Raw genomic sequence first — 16,305 nt, forward strand, 5'->3', positions numbered from 1 at the left:
GAACAATGAACAGGATTTTCTCCACCCTCGGTTTTTCGCTATGGATAGCGCTGGTGTCACCGATGGTAATGGCGGCCAATTTGAAAGCGCTGGATGTTGCCGCGCTGCCGGGTGACCGCGTCGAACTGAAGCTGTCATTCGACGGCCCGCCACCACAGCCCAAGGGCTACACAACCGAGTCACCGGCACGCATTGCACTGGATCTGCCGGGCGTGACCAGCCAGTTGGCCAACAAGAATCTTGATCTGGGCAGCGGCAACGCGCGTACCGCAACGGTGGCCGAAGCCAAGGATCGTACGCGGCTGATTGTCAGCCTGACGCAATTGGCGCCGTACAGCACGCGGGTCGAGGGCAATAATCTGTTTGTGGTGGTCGGTCAGGGCGCCTCCACGACAGCGCCGCGCCCGGCTGCCGTTGCACCGCGTGCCGCCATGGCCGCTGCGGCACCGGCCAGACCAGCCGCGCAACGCAGCAGGGCGATTCGCGGTGTCGATTTCCAGCGCGGCACCGAGGGCGAGGGCAACGTAGTCATCGACCTCTCTGATCCGACCATCGCCCCGGATATCCAGGAGCACGATGGCAAGATCATCCTCAGCTTCGCCCGCACGCAATTGCCGGAAAAGCTGCGCGTGCGCCTCGACGTCAAGGATTTCGCCACGCCGGTGCAGTTCGTCAATGCCGCGGTAACCGGTGATCGCGCAGTGATCAGCGTCGAGCCCAGCGGCACCTTCGACTATTCCACATTCCAGACCGACAACAAGCTCACCGTGAGCGTTCGGCCGATGAGCATCGACGACCTGCAAAAGCGCAACGCCGACCGTCAGGCCTATGTCGGCGACAAGCTCTCGCTGAATTTTCAGGACATCGACGTGCGCTCGGTGCTGCAACTGATCGCGGACTTCACCAATCTCAATCTGGTGGCGAGCGATACGGTGCAGGGCGGTATCACTTTGCGCCTGCAGAACGTGCCGTGGGATCAGGCACTGGATCTGGTGCTGAAAACCAAGGGGCTGGACAAGCGCAAGATCGGCAACGTGCTGCTGGTCGCGCCGGCCGATGAAATTGCCGCTCGCGAGCGTCAGGAACTGGAATCGCAGAAGCAGATCGCCGAGTTGGCGCCCCTGCGTCGTGAGCTGCTGCAAGTCAATTACGCCAAGGCAGCGGACATCGCCAAGCTGTTCCAGTCGGTGACCAGCGCCGAGGCCAAGGTCGACGAGCGCGGTTCGATTACCGTCGATGAGCGAACCAACAACATCATTGCCTACCAGACCCAGGATCGCCTCGACGAACTCCGGCGGATCGTCGCCCAGCTGGATATTCCGGTGCGCCAGGTGATGATCGAGGCGCGCATCGTTGAGGCCAACGTCGATTACGACAAGAGCCTGGGCGTGCGCTGGGGCGGTTCGGTGCAGAACAAGGGCAACTGGAACGCCTCCGGGGTCAACGGTTCGTCGAGCACTATCGGTACGCCGGGCAGCACCGGCACCAACTCGCCGTTCGTCGACATGGGCACGGTCAATAACACTTCGGGGATCGGCATTGCTTTCATCACCGACAACGTACTGCTGGATCTCGAACTGACGGCGATGGAAAAAACCGGCAATGGCGAAATCGTCTCGCAGCCGAAGGTGGTCACCTCGGACAAGGAAACCGCGAAGATCCTCAAAGGCACCGAGATTCCCTATCAGGAGGCCAGCTCCAGCGGCGCTACCTCGGTGTCGTTCAAGGAGGCTTCGCTGTCACTGGAAGTCACCCCGCAGATCACCCCGGACAACCGCATCATCATGGAAGTCAAGGTCACCAAGGATGAGCCCGATTACCTGAACAAAGTGCAGGATGTGCCGCCGATCAAGAAAAACGAGGTCAACGCCAAAGTGCTGGTAAATGACGGCGAGACCATCGTAATCGGCGGTGTTTTTTCAAATACTCAGAGCAAGGTCGTAGATAAGGTGCCATTTCTTGGCGATGTGCCGTATCTTGGCCGCCTTTTCCGGCGTGATGTGGTTTCGGAGAAAAAATCCGAGCTGCTGGTATTTCTCACTCCGCGTATCATGAATAACCAGGCGATTGCTGTGAGTCGTTGATTCTGTGCGAAATTTGATACTTGTAGGACCGATGGGTGCTGGCAAAAGCACCATCGGCCGATTGCTGGCCAAAGAGCTGCGCCTGCCGTTCAAGGATTCCGACAAGGAAATTGAGCTGCGCACGGGTGCCAATATCCCATGGATCTTCGACAAGGAAGGCGAGCCCGGCTTTCGTGACCGTGAGCAGGCGATGATCGCCGAGCTGTGCGCGTTCGATGGTGTGGTGCTGGCGACCGGCGGCGGCGCGGTGATGCGTGATGCCAATCGCAAGGCCCTGCATGAAGGCGGGCGCGTGGTGTATCTGCACGCCTCCGTCGAGCAGCAGGTCGGCCGCACCTCCCGCGACCGCAATCGGCCGCTGCTGCGTACCGCCGATCCGGCGAAAACCCTGCGCGACCTGCTCGAGATCCGTGATCCGCTTTATCGGGAAATTGCCGATCTGGTGGTGGAAACCGACGAGCGGCCGCCACGCATGGTGGTGCTCGACATTCTCGACCGTCTCGCGCAGTTGCCACCCCGTTAAAGCATCGCCCGAAATGCGCTATCCTCGGCGTCCTGTCAGCGCCCGCCGAGGGTGTGGCGGATGCCGGGCGAGCGGCGTCATACCGCTACAGGCCGCAGAACACCAATAATTTCAGGGCAGGACGCCTGCTTCCATCTTCACTGTGGGGACACATGCAGACACTCAAGGTCGATCTAGGCGAGCGCAGCTACCCGATTCATATTGGCGAAGGTCTGTTGGATCAGCCGGAACTGCTGGCGCCGCATATCCACGGGCGGCAGGTGGCAATCATCTCCAACGAAACCGTCGCGCCGCTCTATCTCGAACGTCTGACCCGCAGCCTTGCGCAGTTTTCGGTTATCTCGGTGGTGTTGCCTGACGGCGAAGCCTTCAAGAACTGGGAAACCCTGCAACTGATTTTCGACGGTCTGCTGACCGCCCGTCATGACCGCCGCACCACCGTGATCGCCCTGGGCGGCGGGGTGATCGGCGACATGGCCGGTTTCGCCGCCGCCTGTTATCAGCGCGGTGTCGATTTCATCCAGATTCCTACCACGCTGCTGTCGCAGGTCGATTCGTCGGTCGGCGGCAAGACCGGCATCAACCATCCGCTGGGCAAGAACATGGTCGGCGCGTTCTATCAGCCGAACGTGGTGCTGATCGATACCGCATCGCTGAAAACCCTGCCGCAGCGCGAGCTGTCGGCGGGCCTGGCGGAAGTCATCAAGTACGGCCTGATCTGCGACGAACCATTCCTGACCTGGCTCGAAGAAAACGTCGACGCCCTGCGCGCGCTGGATCAAACCGCGCTGACCTATGCGATCGAGCGTTCCTGCGCGGCCAAGGCTGCGGTGGTCGGCGCCGATGAAAAGGAAACCGGCGTCCGCGCTACGCTCAACCTCGGCCACACCTTCGGCCACGCCATCGAAACCCACATGGGCTATGGTGTCTGGCTGCATGGCGAGGCGGTCGCGGCGGGCACGGTGATGGCGCTGGAAATGTCCGCGCGCCTGGGCTGGATCAGCGAGCAGGAGCGTGATCGCGGCATTCGTCTGTTCCAGCGGGCCGGCCTGCCGGTCATTCCGCCTGAAGAGATGAGCGAAGCCGATTTTCTCCAACACATGGCAATTGATAAAAAAGTGATCGACGGTCGTCTGCGCCTGGTGCTGCTGCGCCGGATGGGCGAAGCGGTAGTGACCGACGATTATCCGAAAGAGGTTCTACAGGCCACGCTGGGAGCGGATTACCGCGCCCTGGCTCAGCTTAAAGGTTAAAACGATTCCGATGACTAGTTTGCATGCCGACGAGGCGTTTCTCGGCCATTTCCAGTTAAGTCACGACCCGTTCGCGCCACGGGTGCCGGGCTTCAAATTCTTCCCGGCTCAGCGCAAACCGGTGCTGGGTCAACTGCATCACCTGGCGCGTTATAGCCAGTTGCTGCTGGTGGTCACCGGCCCGCAAGGCAGCGGCAAGACCCTGCTGCGGCAGGCGCTGGTGGCCAGCACCAATAAGCAATCGGTGCAGAGCGTGGTGGTTTCCGCCCGTGGCGCCGGTGATGCGGCCGGCGTGCTGCGCCAGGTGGCGCAGGCGCTGGATGTCGCGCAGGCCGAAGTCGGCGCGATTCTCGAGCAGGTGGTGCAACTGGGTCTGACCGGGCAGGAAGTCTATCTGCTCGTGGACGATGCCGAGCAGCTCGACGAGTCCGCGCTGGAAGCGTTGATGGCGCTCGGCGCCGGCACGCCGGAAGGTCGTCCGCATGTGTTCCTGTTCGGCGAGTCGTCGCTGATCGCTCAGCTTGAGGCGTTGCAGCTCGAAGAAGAGCGTTTCCACGTCATCGAATTGCAGCCGTACACCGAAGAAGAGACCCGCGAATATCTCGACCAGCGGCTGGAAGGCGCGGGCCGGGGTGTCGAACTTTTCACCGCAGATCAGATCTCTGATATTCACGAAAGCTCCGAGGGCTGGCCGGGCAACATCAACCAGGTCGCTCGCGATGCACTGATCGAAGTCATGATTGCCAGCCGCTCCGCGGTCAAGCGTCCAAGTATGGGGTTCAACATGCCGAAGAAACACGTATTGGCGATTTCCGCCGTCGTTGTGGTCGCGGTTGCCGCCGCCTGGCTGATGCCGGGTCGCAGCAAGGCACCGACCACCGGTGCTCCGGCCAACGAACAGGCGCAACTGCCATTGGGTCAGGGCGCAGCGAACGGCGCCAACCCGTCCGTCGAATTCGCCGGCAACACCCAGCCGATGCCGCTGCCATTGGTCGGCAACTCGCAGCCGGTCATGCGTGGCCCGCTGGCCGAGGCCGCCGGTGGCATTACCGAAGGCGACGACGGCGTGCCACTGGAAGGCTCCAGCGATACGCCGCCGACCGTAACCACCTCTGCACCGCCTGCGGGCGTTCCGGCCGGTCCTGCGCCGACACCGGCTCCGACCCCTGCCGCCAAACCGGCACCAACACCGGCACCGACGCAGATCGCCACGGCCAAGCCTGCTCCGGCCACGCCAGCGCCAGCCGCGAAACCGGCCCCCGCTCCGTCCAAGCCTGCCGACAAGCCGGTGACCGTGGCCAAGGCTGCCGGTGGCAGCTGGTACGCCGGTCAGCCGACCAGCAACTATGTCGTACAGATCCTCGGTACCAGCTCGGAAACCGCTGCGCAGAACTTCGTCAAGGAGCAGGGCGGCGAGTACCGTTATTTCAAGAAAGTCCTCAACGGCAAGCCGCTTTACGTGATCACCTATGGCAACTTTGCCAATCGTGATGCGGCCGTTTCTGCCATCAAGGCCTTGCCAGCGAAGGTTCAGGCTGGTAAACCTTGGCCTCGCACTGTCGCCAGCGTCCAACAGGAACTGGCAACAACTCGCTGAAGATTCGGCGGCCTTACCCAGGCCGCCTCTCCAAGCACCTCAAAATTTCTACGAGTGCGCGCCGCCTCTAGGGACGGTTGGCGCTTGCTGACGACCGCGACGCCGCCCCATTTTTTGCTGGGCAAGGCGCGAGGAACGCAGTTTGGTTTTTCCAAATAAGTTCCGAGCAACGCTGCCCAGCGAAAAATGGGGCGCGTCCCTTCGGGTTGCGCGCCAACGTGTGCGAGGCTGCGTTGCGGGATTTGCCAAGGGAACAACCATTGGCAGCATCCCGCGCCTTGCCTCGCACACGTTGGCGTGCAACGCGGTTCGCCAGCAAGCGCCAACCGTCCCTGCGGTCGCGTGCCTTGTGGTGTCTGCGTCACAGTAGTCTTTGAGTCGTTGCGGTCAAAATTAAAAAAGTTTTGACTAGCACAGCAGATCGCTTTAAACCTTTCACAAATGCGACATGAATTTGCGACAGTTCGTCGTCAAATTTGTGAGCCTCTGTGTCGCTGTGTACAATGACCACCCTTTTGCCCCCGCTAAGCCGGCGTACGTTCGGCGCGGAACGCAAGTGGTTGAATTGAAAAGAAATTTGCCTCGAATAGAGGCAGCCTGGTGAGAAAGTGTCTATGAAAGCAGGTCTGTACCAACCAGATGAATTCAAGGATAACTGCGGTTTCGGCCTGATAGCTCATATGCAGGGCGAGCCCAGTCATACCCTTTTGCAAACGGCCATCGAGGCCCTGACCTGCATGACCCACCGCGGTGGGATTAATGCCGACGGCAAGACCGGTGACGGTTGCGGTCTGCTGATTCAAAAACCCGACGCCTTCCTGCGAGCCATTGCCCAGGAAAGCTTCGGCGTCGAAATGCCCAAGCAATATGCCGTGGGCATGGTGTTCTTCAATCAGGATCCGGCCAAGGCCGAAGCCGCTCGCGAAAACATGAACCGCGAGATCCTCGCCGAAGGCCTGCAACTGATCGGCTGGCGCCAAGTGCCGATCGACACCAGCGTCCTCGGCCGCCTGGCCCTTGAGCGCCTGCCGCAGATCGAGCAGGTCTACATCGGCGGCGAAGGCCTGAGCGATCAGGACATGGCGGTGAAGCTGTTCAGCGCCCGTCGCCGTTCGTCGGTGGCCAACGCCGCTGACACCGACCACTACATCTGCAGCTTTTCGCACAAGACCATCATCTATAAAGGCCTGATGATGCCGGCCGACCTGGCCGCGTTCTATCCGGACCTGAGTGACGAGCGCCTGCAAACCGCGATCTGCGTGTTCCACCAGCGCTTCTCCACCAACACCCTGCCGAAATGGCCGCTGGCGCAGCCGTTCCGCTTCCTCGCCCACAACGGCGAAATCAACACCATCACCGGTAACCGCAACTGGGCGCAGGCCCGTAGGACCAAGTTCACCAATGATCTGATGGATCTGGAAGAGCTCGGCCCGCTGGTCAACCGTGTCGGTTCCGACTCCTCGAGCATGGACAACATGCTCGAACTGATGGTCACCGGTGGCATCGACCTGTTCCGTGGCGTGCGGATGATCATTCCGCCAGCGTGGCAGAACGTCGAAACCATGGACCCGGATCTGCGTGCGTTCTACGAGTACAACTCGATGCACATGGAACCGTGGGACGGCCCGGCCGGCGTGGTGATGACCGATGGTCGCTACGCGGTGTGCCTGCTCGACCGTAACGGTCTGCGTCCGGCGCGCTGGGTGACCACCAAGAATGGTTTCATCACCCTCGCCTCGGAAATCGGCGTGTGGAACTACCAGCCTGAAGACGTGCTCGCCAAGGGTCGCGTCGGCCCGGGCCAGATCTTCGCCGTGGATACCGAAACCGGGCAGATCCTCGATACCGATGCGATCGACAACCGTTTGAAATCCCGTCATCCGTACAAGCAATGGCTGCGCAAGAATGCCCTGCGCATTCAGGCGACCATGGAAGACAACGACCACGGTTCGGCTTTCTACGACGTCGACCAGCTCAAGCAGTACATGAAGATGTATCAGGTCACGTTCGAAGAGCGTGATCAGGTGCTGCGTCCGCTTGGCGAGCAAGGTTACGAAGCCGTGGGCTCGATGGGCGACGACACGCCGATGGCCGTGCTGTCCCAGCGTGTGCGCACGCCGTACGACTATTTCCGCCAGCAGTTCGCGCAGGTCACCAACCCGCCGATCGACCCGCTGCGTGAAGCGATCGTGATGTCGCTGGAAATCTGCCTCGGTGCCGAGCGCAACATTTTCCAGGAGTCGCCGGAACACGCCTCGCGCGTGATCCTCAGCTCGCCAGTGATCTCTCCGGCCAAGTGGCGCTCGCTGATGAACCTCGACCGTCCGGGTTTCGAACGGGCGATCATCGACCTCAACTACGACGAAAGCCTTGGCCTCGAAGCGGCGATCCGCAACGTTGCCGATCAGGCTGAAGAAGCCGTGCGCGCCGGGCGTACTCAGATCGTCCTCAGCGACCGCCATATCGCCCCGGGCAAGCTGCCGATCCACGCTTCGCTGGCGACCGGTGCGGTGCACCACCGTCTGACCGAGAAGGGCCTGCGTTGCGATTCCAACATCCTCGTTGAAACCGCGACCGCCCGTGACCCGCATCACTTCGCGGTGCTGATCGGTTTCGGTGCCTCGGCGGTCTATCCGTTCCTGGCCTACGAAGTGCTGGGTGACCTGATCCGTACCGGTGAAGTACTGGGCGACCTCTATGAGGTGTTCAAGAACTACCGCAAGGGCATCACCAAAGGCCTGCTCAAGATCCTGTCGAAGATGGGTATCTCGACCATCGCTTCGTACCGTGGTGCGCAGCTGTTCGAGGCCATTGGTCTGTCCGAAGAAGTCTGCGAACTGAGCTTCCGTGGTGTGCCAAGCCGGATCAAGGGTGCGCGTTTCGTCGACATCGAAGCCGAGCAGAAAGCCCTCGCCGTCGAAGCCTGGAGCCCGCGCAAGCCGATCCAGCAGGGCGGTCTGCTGAAGTTCGTCCACGGTGGCGAATATCACGCGTACAACCCGGACGTGGTCAACACCCTGCAAGCCGCTGTGCAGCAGGGCGACTACGCCAAGTTCAAGGAATACACCTCACTGGTGGACAACCGTCCGGTGTCGATGATTCGCGACCTGTTCAAGGTCAAGACCCTCGACACGCCGCTGGACATCAGTGAAGTCGAGCCGCTGGAATCGGTGCTCAAGCGCTTCGACTCCGCCGGTATCTCGCTCGGCGCGCTGTCGCCGGAAGCTCACGAAGCCCTGGCCGAAGCCATGAACCGCCTCGGCGCGCGTTCCAACTCCGGCGAAGGTGGTGAAGATCCGGCGCGTTACGGCACGATCAAGAGCTCGAAAATCAAGCAGGTCGCGACTGGCCGTTTCGGTGTAACCCCGGAATACCTGGTCAACGCCGAAGTGCTGCAGATCAAGGTCGCCCAAGGCGCCAAGCCGGGCGAGGGCGGGCAACTGCCGGGCGGCAAGGTCAACGGGCTGATCGCCAAGCTGCGTTACGCAGTGCCGGGCGTGACCCTGATTTCGCCACCGCCGCACCACGACATCTATTCGATCGAAGATTTGTCGCAGCTGATCTTTGACCTCAAGCAGGTCAACCCGCAGGCGCTGGTTTCGGTGAAACTCGTAGCTGAAGCGGGCGTCGGCACCATCGCCGCCGGTGTGGCCAAGGCCTATGCCGACCTGATCACCATTTCCGGTTACGACGGCGGTACCGGTGCTTCGCCGCTGACTTCGATCAAATACGCGGGCGCACCTTGGGAACTCGGCCTGGCTGAAACTCACCAGACCCTGCGCGGCAACGACCTGCGCGGCAAAGTCCGGGTGCAGACCGACGGCGGCCTGAAAACCGGCCTCGACGTGATCAAAGCGGCAATCCTCGGCGCCGAGAGCTTCGGCTTCGGCACCGCGCCGATGATCGCACTGGGCTGCAAATACCTGCGCATCTGCCACCTGAACAACTGCGCCACTGGCGTCGCGACGCAGAACGAGAAGCTGCGCAAGGATCACTACATCGGCACCGTCGACATGGTGGTGAATTTCTTCACCTACGTCGCCGAAGAAACCCGTGAGTGGCTGGCCAAGCTTGGTGTGCGCTCCCTCGAAGAGCTGATCGGTCGCACTGATCTGCTGGAAATCCTCGAAGGCCAGACCGCCAAGCAACATCACCTGGACCTGACCCCGCTGCTGGGCAGCGATCACATCCCGGCGGACAAACCGCAGTTCTGCGGCGTCGAGCGCAACCCGCCGTTCGACAAAGGTCTGCTCGCGGAGAAGATGGTCGAGCTGGCCGCGTCGGCGATCAACGACCTCAGCGGCGCCGAGTTCGAGCTGGATATCTGCAACTGCGACCGTTCGATCGGCGCGCGGATCTCCGGCGAAATCGCGCGCAAGCACGGCAACCAGGGCATGGCCAAGGCGCCGATCACCTTCCGTTTCAAAGGCACGGCGGGGCAGAGCTTCGGTGTGTGGAACGCCGGCGGTCTGAACATGTACCTTGAAGGCGACGCCAACGACTACGTCGGCAAAGGCATGACCGGCGGCAAGCTGGTCATCGTGCCGCCGAAGGGCAGCGTCTATAAAACTCAGGAAAGCGCCATCATCGGCAACACCTGCCTGTACGGTGCCACTGGCGGCAAGTTGTTCGCCGCCGGCACCGCAGGCGAGCGTTTCGCCGTGCGTAACTCCGGTGCCCACACCGTCGTGGAAGGCACTGGCGATCACTGCTGCGAGTACATGACCGGTGGTTTCGTCTGCGTGCTGGGCAAGACCGGTTACAACTTCGGCTCTGGCATGACCGGTGGTTTCGCCTACGTGCTTGATCAGGACAACACCTTCGTTGACCGGGTCAATCACGAGCTGGTGGAAATCCAGCGGATCAGCGGCGAGGCGATGGAAGCCTATCGCAGCCACCTGCAGAACGTGCTGAACGAGTACGTCGCCGAAACCGACAGCGAGTGGGGTCGTGAACTCGCCGAGAACCTCGACGATTACTTGCGGCGTTTCTGGTTGGTCAAGCCCAAGGCTGCCAGCTTGAAAACCCTGCTTTCCAGCACTCGTGCCAACCCGCAGTGATATGCGCCTGAAGAGTTTGATGAGGTTTTAACAATGGCTGAACGTCTGAATAACGACTTCCAGTTCATCGATGTCGGGCGCAAGGATCCGAAGAAGAAACTGTTGCGTCAACGCAAGAAAGAGTTCGTTGAAATCTACGAACCGTTCAAACCCCAGCAGTCGGCCGATCAGGCCCACCGCTGCCTGGGTTGCGGCAACCCGTATTGCGAATGGAAGTGCCCGGTGCACAACTTCATTCCCAACTGGCTCAAATTGGTCGCCGAGGGCAACATCCTCCAGGCCGCCGAGTTGTCGCACCAGACCAATACCCTGCCGGAAGTCTGCGGCCGGGTGTGCCCGCAGGATCGTCTGTGCGAGGGTGCCTGCACCCTCAACGACGGCTTCGGCGCGGTGACCATCGGTTCGGTCGAGAAGTACATCACCGACACCGCGTTCGCCATGGGCTGGCGCCCGGACATGTCCAAGGTCAAGCCGACCGGCAAACGTGTCGCGATCATCGGCGCAGGCCCGGCGGGTCTGGGTTGCGCCGACGTGCTGGTGCGTGGCGGTGTAACCCCGGTGGTGTTCGACAAGAACCCGGAAATCGGTGGCCTGCTGACCTTCGGCATCCCCGAGTTCAAGCTGGAAAAGACCGTGCTGAGCAATCGTCGCGAAGTCTTCACCGGCATGGGCATCGAGTTCCGTCTCAACACCGAAGTCGGTAAAGACGTGACCATGGAACAACTGCTCGCCGAATACGACGCAGTGTTCATGGGCATGGGCACCTACACCTACATGAAGGGCGGTTTTGCCGGGGAGGATCTGCCGGGCGTTTATGACGCGCTGGATTTCCTCATCGCCAACGTCAACCGCAACCTGGGCTTTGAAAAGTCGCCGGAAGATTTCGTCGACATGAAAGGCAAGAAGGTCGTGGTACTCGGCGGCGGCGACACGGCGATGGACTGCAACCGCACCTCGATCCGTCAGGGCGCCAAGTCGGTGACCTGTGCCTATCGTCGTGACGAAGCGAACATGCCCGGCTCGCGCAAAGAGGTGAAGAACGCCAAGGAAGAAGGCGTGAAATTCCTCTACAACCGCCAGCCGATCGCCATCATCGGTGAAGACAAGGTCGAAGGCGTGAAGGTGGTCGAGACCCGTCTCGGCGAACCGGATGCCCGTGGCCGTCGCAGCCCCGAGCCGATCCCGGGTTCCGAAGAGATCATCCCGGCCGATGCCGTGGTCATCGCCTTCGGCTTCCGCCCGAGCCCGGCGCCGTGGTTCGAACAGTTCGAGATCCAGACCGACAGCCAGGGCCGCGTTGTTGCGCCCGAGCAAGGTCAGTACAAGCACCAGACCAGCAACCCGAAAATCTTCGCCGGTGGCGACATGGTGCGCGGTTCCGACCTGGTGGTGACGGCGATCTTCGAGGGGCGCAATGCGGCTGAAGGGATCCTCGATTACCTGGGTGTCTGATCACTTTCCAAAATTGGAATGGGATTAATTGTGGGAGCGAGCCTGCTCGCGAAAGCGGTGGATCAGTCAACAGAGATGTTGAATGTGAAGCCCTCTTCGCGAGCAGGCTCGCTCCCACAGTTGTTTCTCGGTGTTGCTGATAGCGTGTTCCAGCGCGACAAATTGACCCGATAGACAAAAGGCTGACCTGCATCCGTGCCTTTTGCCTCGCGCTCTGAGAAAATGCCCGCACTTTTTTTCCGGATGCCGACATGACTGCCCTGAAGAACGACCGTTTCCTCCGCGCCCTGCTCAAGCAACCCGTTGACGTCACCCCTGTGTGGATGATGCGCCAGGCCGGTCGCTACCTGCCGGAGTACCGCGCCAGCCGCGCGCATGCCGGCGACTTCATGAGCCTGTGCATGAATCCGCAATTCGCCTGCGAAGTCACCCTGCAACCGCTCGACCGCTACCCGCAACTGGACGCGGCGATCCTGTTTTCCGACATCCTCACCATTCCCGATGCCATGGGCCAGGGCCTGTACTTCGAGACCGGTGAAGGTCCGCGCTTCAAAAAAGTCGTCAGCACGATGGCCGACATCGAAGCGTTGCCGATCCCGGATCCGCACAAAGACCTCGGCTACGTGATGGATGCGGTCAGCACCATCCGTCGCGAACTCAACGGTCGCGTGCCGTTGATCGGTTTCTCCGGCAGTCCGTGGACCCTCGCGACTTACATGGTTGAAGGCGGCTCCTCGAAAGACTTCCGCAAGACCAAGGCGATGCTCTACGACAACCCGCAAGCCATGCACCTGCTGCTCGACAAACTGGCGCAGTCGGTGACTTCGTACCTCAACGGCCAGATCATGGCCGGTGCACAAGCGGTGCAGATCTTCGATACCTGGGGCGGCAACCTGTCGGCGGCGGCGTATCAGGAATTCTCCCTGGCTTACATGAAGAAAATCGTCAGCGGCCTGATCCGCGAGAACGACGGACGCAAAGTGCCGGTGATTCTGTTCACCAAAAACGGCGGCCTGTGGCTGGAAAGCATCGCCGAAGCCGGCGCCGACGCCCTCGGCCTGGACTGGACCTGCGACATCGGCAACGCCCGTGCCCGTGTCGGCGACAAGGTCGCATTGCAAGGCAACATGGACCCGACGGTGCTCTACGCCAAACCGGAAGCGATCCGCACTGAAGTCGGGCGCATTCTGGCCAGTTATGGCAAGGGCAGCGGCCACGTGTTCAACCTTGGTCATGGCATCACCCCGGAAGTTGATCCGGAACATGCCGGCGCGTTCCTGCGTGCGGTGCATGAGCTGTCAGCGCAGTATCACGAGTGATCAGCGCCCAATAAAAAACGCCCGGCCAATGCCGGGCGTTTTCTTTTGCACGATCTAATGTCGTACCCAAATCAACTGTGGGAGCGAGCCTGCTCGCGAAAGCGGTGTGTCATTCAACACTGATGTTGCCTGACACAGTGCATTCGCGAGCAGGCTCGCTCCCACAGGGTTTTATGTCAGGCTTTGACACCCTGCAACGGCGGCAACTTCGCCAGCTTCAACGCCACCAGAAGGGCAATCAGCAACAAAGCGCCAATAAACAGGCCGATGCCGTTCCACCCGCCCAGATGCCAGAACACCCCGCCCGCCGTCCCGGCAATGCTCGACCCGGCGTAATAACTGAACAGATACAGCGACGACGCCTGACCCTTGGCCGTCAACGCGCGCCGGCCGATCCAGCTGCTCGCCACCGAATGCGCGGCGAAGAAGCCGAAGGTGAACACCAGCATGCCGACGATCACCAGCAACAACGAGGTGAACATGGTCAGTGCCAGTCCGGCGAACATCAGCGCAATCGTCGCCCAGAGCACTTTGCGTCGCCCCAGTTTGTCCGCCAGCGAACCGATCTTCGCCGAGCTGTAGATCCCCGACAGGTAGACCACCGAGAGCAATCCGACAAATACCTGATCGAGGTTGTACGGCGCAGCCAGCAAGCGGTAGCCGATGTAGTTGAACAGCGTGACAAACGCGCCCATCAGCACAAACGCTTCAAGAAACAGCAGCGGCAGACCGGCGTCGCGAAAGTGCATGGTGAAGCCGTCGAGCAGGCTGCGCGGGTGCAGCGAGCGGGCGCGGAAGTTGCGCGACTCCGGGAGGATCTTCCAGAACACCGCCGCCGCGACCAGCGCCAGACCGCCTATCACCAGCATCGCCGTGTGCCAGCTGACGAAGTCGATCAGCACGCCAGTTATCAAGCGTCCGCTCATTCCGCCGATCGCGTTGCCGCCGATGTATAAACCCATCGCCAGGCCGATGTGTTGAGGATGGATTTCTTCGCTCAGATAGGTCATCGCCACCGCTGCCAGACCGCTCAATGACAGGCCGATCAATGCGCGCATGATCAGCACTCCGTGCCAGCTCGGCATCATCGAACTGGCGATGGTGCATAGCGCGGCAGCGAACAATGCCGCGACCATCACCGGTTTACGGCCGATGCGGTCGGAGATCGGCCCGGTGATCAGCAGGCCGAAGGCCAACATGCCGGTTGCCACCGAGAGGATCAGACTGCTCTGCGCCGCGTTGATCCCGTATTCGTGGGACAGCAGCGGCATCATCGGTTGCACGCAATAGAGCAGCGCGAACGTCGCAAAGCCGCCACAGAAAAGCGCCAGCACCGTGCGCATGAACGCCGGCGTGCCTTTTTCGATGTAGATCTCCTGCAGCTCGGCGAGGGCATCGTCGCCGGCAGCGGGCGGGACTTCGTGGGCAAGGGGCGCGACAGCAGTTTTCACTTCAGACCTCGGAAAGCACAGCCGGGCAGGCAATGAAAAAATCATATAGCTGGCTAATGTTTCTATCCAATATATTGTTCGACCTGTTTGATAGCTTTTGCGACCTAATGGAAATTCTATGGAATTGCGTCATCTGCGTTACTTCATCGCCGTCGCCGAAGAACTGCATTTTGGCCGCGCCGCACAGGTGCTGGGCATCTCCCAGCCACCGCTGAGCCAGCAGATTCAGGCGCTGGAGCAACAGCTCGGCGCGCGCTTGTTCGAGCGCACCAATCGTCGGGTCGAATTGAGCGAGGCGGGCAGGCTGTTTCTGCAGGAGGCGCGGCTGGTGCTGGCGCAGGTCGACAAGGCCGCGGATGTCGCCCGGCGTGCGCAACTTGGTGAGCTGGGTGAGTTGAAGATTGGTTTCACCTCGTCGGCGCCGTTCAACTCGACCATTCCGCAGGCGATTTTTTCTTTTCGTCAGCGCTTTCCGGCGGTGCATCTGAATTTGCGCGAAATGAGCAGCACCATGGTCGCCGATGCTCTGGTGGACGAGTCGATCGAAGTCGGCATCATGCGCCCGCTCGGATTGCCGGATTCACTGAGTGTTGTGGAGTTGATGCGCGAGCCATTGGTGGCGGTGCTCAGTTCCAAGCATCCACTGGCCCAAAGTAGCGATGAAGGCCTGTTTCTCTCGGCGCTGGCGCTGGAACCGTTCGTATTTTTCCCGCGCAGCTATGGCAGCGGGCTCTATGCGCAACTGCTAAACCTGGCCCGTGACGCCGGCTTCAGCCCGCACTTCGCTCAAGAGGCTGGTGAGGCGATGACCATTATTGGTCTGGTGGCGGCGGGCTTGGGTGTATCGGTGCTGCCAGCGTCCTACCAACGCATGCGCATCGACGGCGTGGTCTACCGACCGCTGCTCGATCCCGAAGCGATCTCAGCGGTGTGGCTGGTGCAGCGCAAAGACCAGAAATCGCCGATGGCCAAGGCGTTTGTCGAACTGCTTACGCGCAAGGTTGAACCGCTGACGGTGTGAAGGCGGCTGGCGCTTTCGCGAGCAGGCTCGCTCCCACAGGGAAACGCATTCCAAGGTGGGAGCGAGCCTGCTCGCGAAGGCGTCGGCCCAAACATCACAGATTTCAGGGCAACCGCACCAAATCCCCCTTCAAAGCCACCCGGGTAACAAAAACTCCTGCCCGGCACTCGTAGGTATTCAAATCCTTGCGTACACGCTGGTCGTAGTAACTGACAATATTGACCACCGCATTCGCCCCGACCCGCTTGGCATCAGCCTGCAATTTGATCAGATTCGACTGCAACACCCATTCACACGAAGCCTGATCGCTCTTGTTGAAGCCGTTGGTTTTCAAATCACTGACCACCCCTTGGCGCAGCAACTGCTGAGTGCCCTGCGGCCCGTTGCCGATCAGGTAGAACTTCACACTGCCGTCCAGTCGCCCGGCGCGAATCGCGTCCGACAGCACGGTTTCGAAAGGCATGTACATGAGGTTGGTGGCATGGCTGGCACTTGGCAGCAGGGCGATAAGCGCAGCGGCCATCAGGGCTTTCACTTGCATGGTC

Annotated in this window: 10 protein-coding genes; 8 read left to right on the forward strand and 2 right to left on the reverse strand. The window is 60.9% G+C overall.

Annotation, left to right across the window (positions count from 1 at the left end):
• Positions 1-5 precede the first annotated feature (5 nt).
• From ACZ9BE_RS26500 to hemE, 7 genes are all read left to right on the forward strand, one after another.
• Positions 6-2,084, forward strand: a complete 2,079-nt coding sequence (locus ACZ9BE_RS26500) for a type IV pilus secretin PilQ (protein ID WP_476250110.1) — start codon at positions 6-8, stop codon at positions 2,082-2,084.
• A gap of 4 nt (positions 2,085-2,088) precedes the next feature.
• The gene (gene aroK / locus ACZ9BE_RS26505) at positions 2,089-2,607 is read left to right on the forward strand and encodes a shikimate kinase AroK (protein ID WP_024011270.1); all 519 of its coding nucleotides are present in this window, start codon (positions 2,089-2,091) and stop codon (positions 2,605-2,607) included.
• 152 nt (positions 2,608-2,759) lie between these two features.
• A complete protein-coding gene (gene aroB, locus ACZ9BE_RS26510; protein WP_041477573.1) occupies positions 2,760-3,860 on the forward strand; it encodes a 3-dehydroquinate synthase in 1,101 nt (366 codons plus the stop codon).
• A gap of 10 nt (positions 3,861-3,870) precedes the next feature.
• A complete protein-coding gene (locus ACZ9BE_RS26515) occupies positions 3,871-5,457 on the forward strand; it encodes an AAA family ATPase (RefSeq protein WP_041477574.1) in 1,587 nt (528 codons plus the stop codon).
• A gap of 614 nt (positions 5,458-6,071) precedes the next feature.
• Entirely contained in the window at positions 6,072-10,517 is a 4,446-nt protein-coding gene (gene gltB / locus ACZ9BE_RS26520; protein ID WP_056787352.1) for a glutamate synthase large subunit, read from the forward strand.
• Positions 10,518-10,550: 33 nt separating this feature from the next.
• Positions 10,551-11,969, forward strand: coding sequence for an FAD-dependent oxidoreductase (locus tag ACZ9BE_RS26525; protein ID WP_095181026.1), 1,419 nt, complete (start codon positions 10,551-10,553; stop codon positions 11,967-11,969).
• 251 nt (positions 11,970-12,220) lie between these two features.
• Positions 12,221-13,288 (forward strand): uroporphyrinogen decarboxylase, encoded by a 1,068-nt coding sequence (gene hemE / locus ACZ9BE_RS26530; protein ID WP_056787355.1) that lies wholly within the window; start codon positions 12,221-12,223, stop codon positions 13,286-13,288.
• A gap of 176 nt (positions 13,289-13,464) precedes the next feature.
• On the opposite strand, the gene ACZ9BE_RS26535 is transcribed toward hemE, so the two are convergent.
• Positions 13,465-14,739, reverse strand: coding sequence for an MFS transporter (locus ACZ9BE_RS26535; protein WP_476250111.1), 1,275 nt, complete (start codon positions 14,737-14,739; stop codon positions 13,465-13,467).
• Positions 14,740-14,857: 118 nt separating this feature from the next.
• Between ACZ9BE_RS26535 and ACZ9BE_RS26540 the strand changes: the two genes are divergently transcribed.
• Positions 14,858-15,760 carry a LysR family transcriptional regulator gene (locus ACZ9BE_RS26540; protein WP_056787362.1) on the forward strand — a complete coding sequence of 301 codons (903 nt, stop codon included), beginning with the start codon at positions 14,858-14,860 and terminating at the stop codon, positions 15,758-15,760.
• 103 nt (positions 15,761-15,863) lie between these two features.
• On the opposite strand, the gene ACZ9BE_RS26545 is transcribed toward ACZ9BE_RS26540, so the two are convergent.
• Positions 15,864-16,301, reverse strand: coding sequence for a hypothetical protein (locus ACZ9BE_RS26545; protein ID WP_041477579.1), 438 nt, complete (start codon positions 16,299-16,301; stop codon positions 15,864-15,866).
• Between the last annotated feature and the right edge of the window lie 4 nt (positions 16,302-16,305).

This window comes from Pseudomonas sp. TE9122 (assembly GCF_056278925.1).

Coding starts and splice junctions, on each gene's coding strand:
- ACZ9BE_RS26545 (WP_041477579.1), bottom strand. CDS start 16,301: ATGCAAGTGAAAGCCCTGATGGCCGCTGCGCTTATCGCCCTGCTGCCA.
- gltB (WP_056787352.1), top strand. CDS start 6,072: ATGAAAGCAGGTCTGTACCAACCAGATGAATTCAAGGATAACTGCGGT.
- hemE (WP_056787355.1), top strand. CDS start 12,221: ATGACTGCCCTGAAGAACGACCGTTTCCTCCGCGCCCTGCTCAAGCAA.
- ACZ9BE_RS26525 (WP_095181026.1), top strand. CDS start 10,551: ATGGCTGAACGTCTGAATAACGACTTCCAGTTCATCGATGTCGGGCGC.
- ACZ9BE_RS26540 (WP_056787362.1), top strand. CDS start 14,858: ATGGAATTGCGTCATCTGCGTTACTTCATCGCCGTCGCCGAAGAACTG.
- ACZ9BE_RS26500 (WP_476250110.1), top strand. CDS start 6: ATGAACAGGATTTTCTCCACCCTCGGTTTTTCGCTATGGATAGCGCTG.
- aroB (WP_041477573.1), top strand. CDS start 2,760: ATGCAGACACTCAAGGTCGATCTAGGCGAGCGCAGCTACCCGATTCAT.
- ACZ9BE_RS26515 (WP_041477574.1), top strand. CDS start 3,871: ATGACTAGTTTGCATGCCGACGAGGCGTTTCTCGGCCATTTCCAGTTA.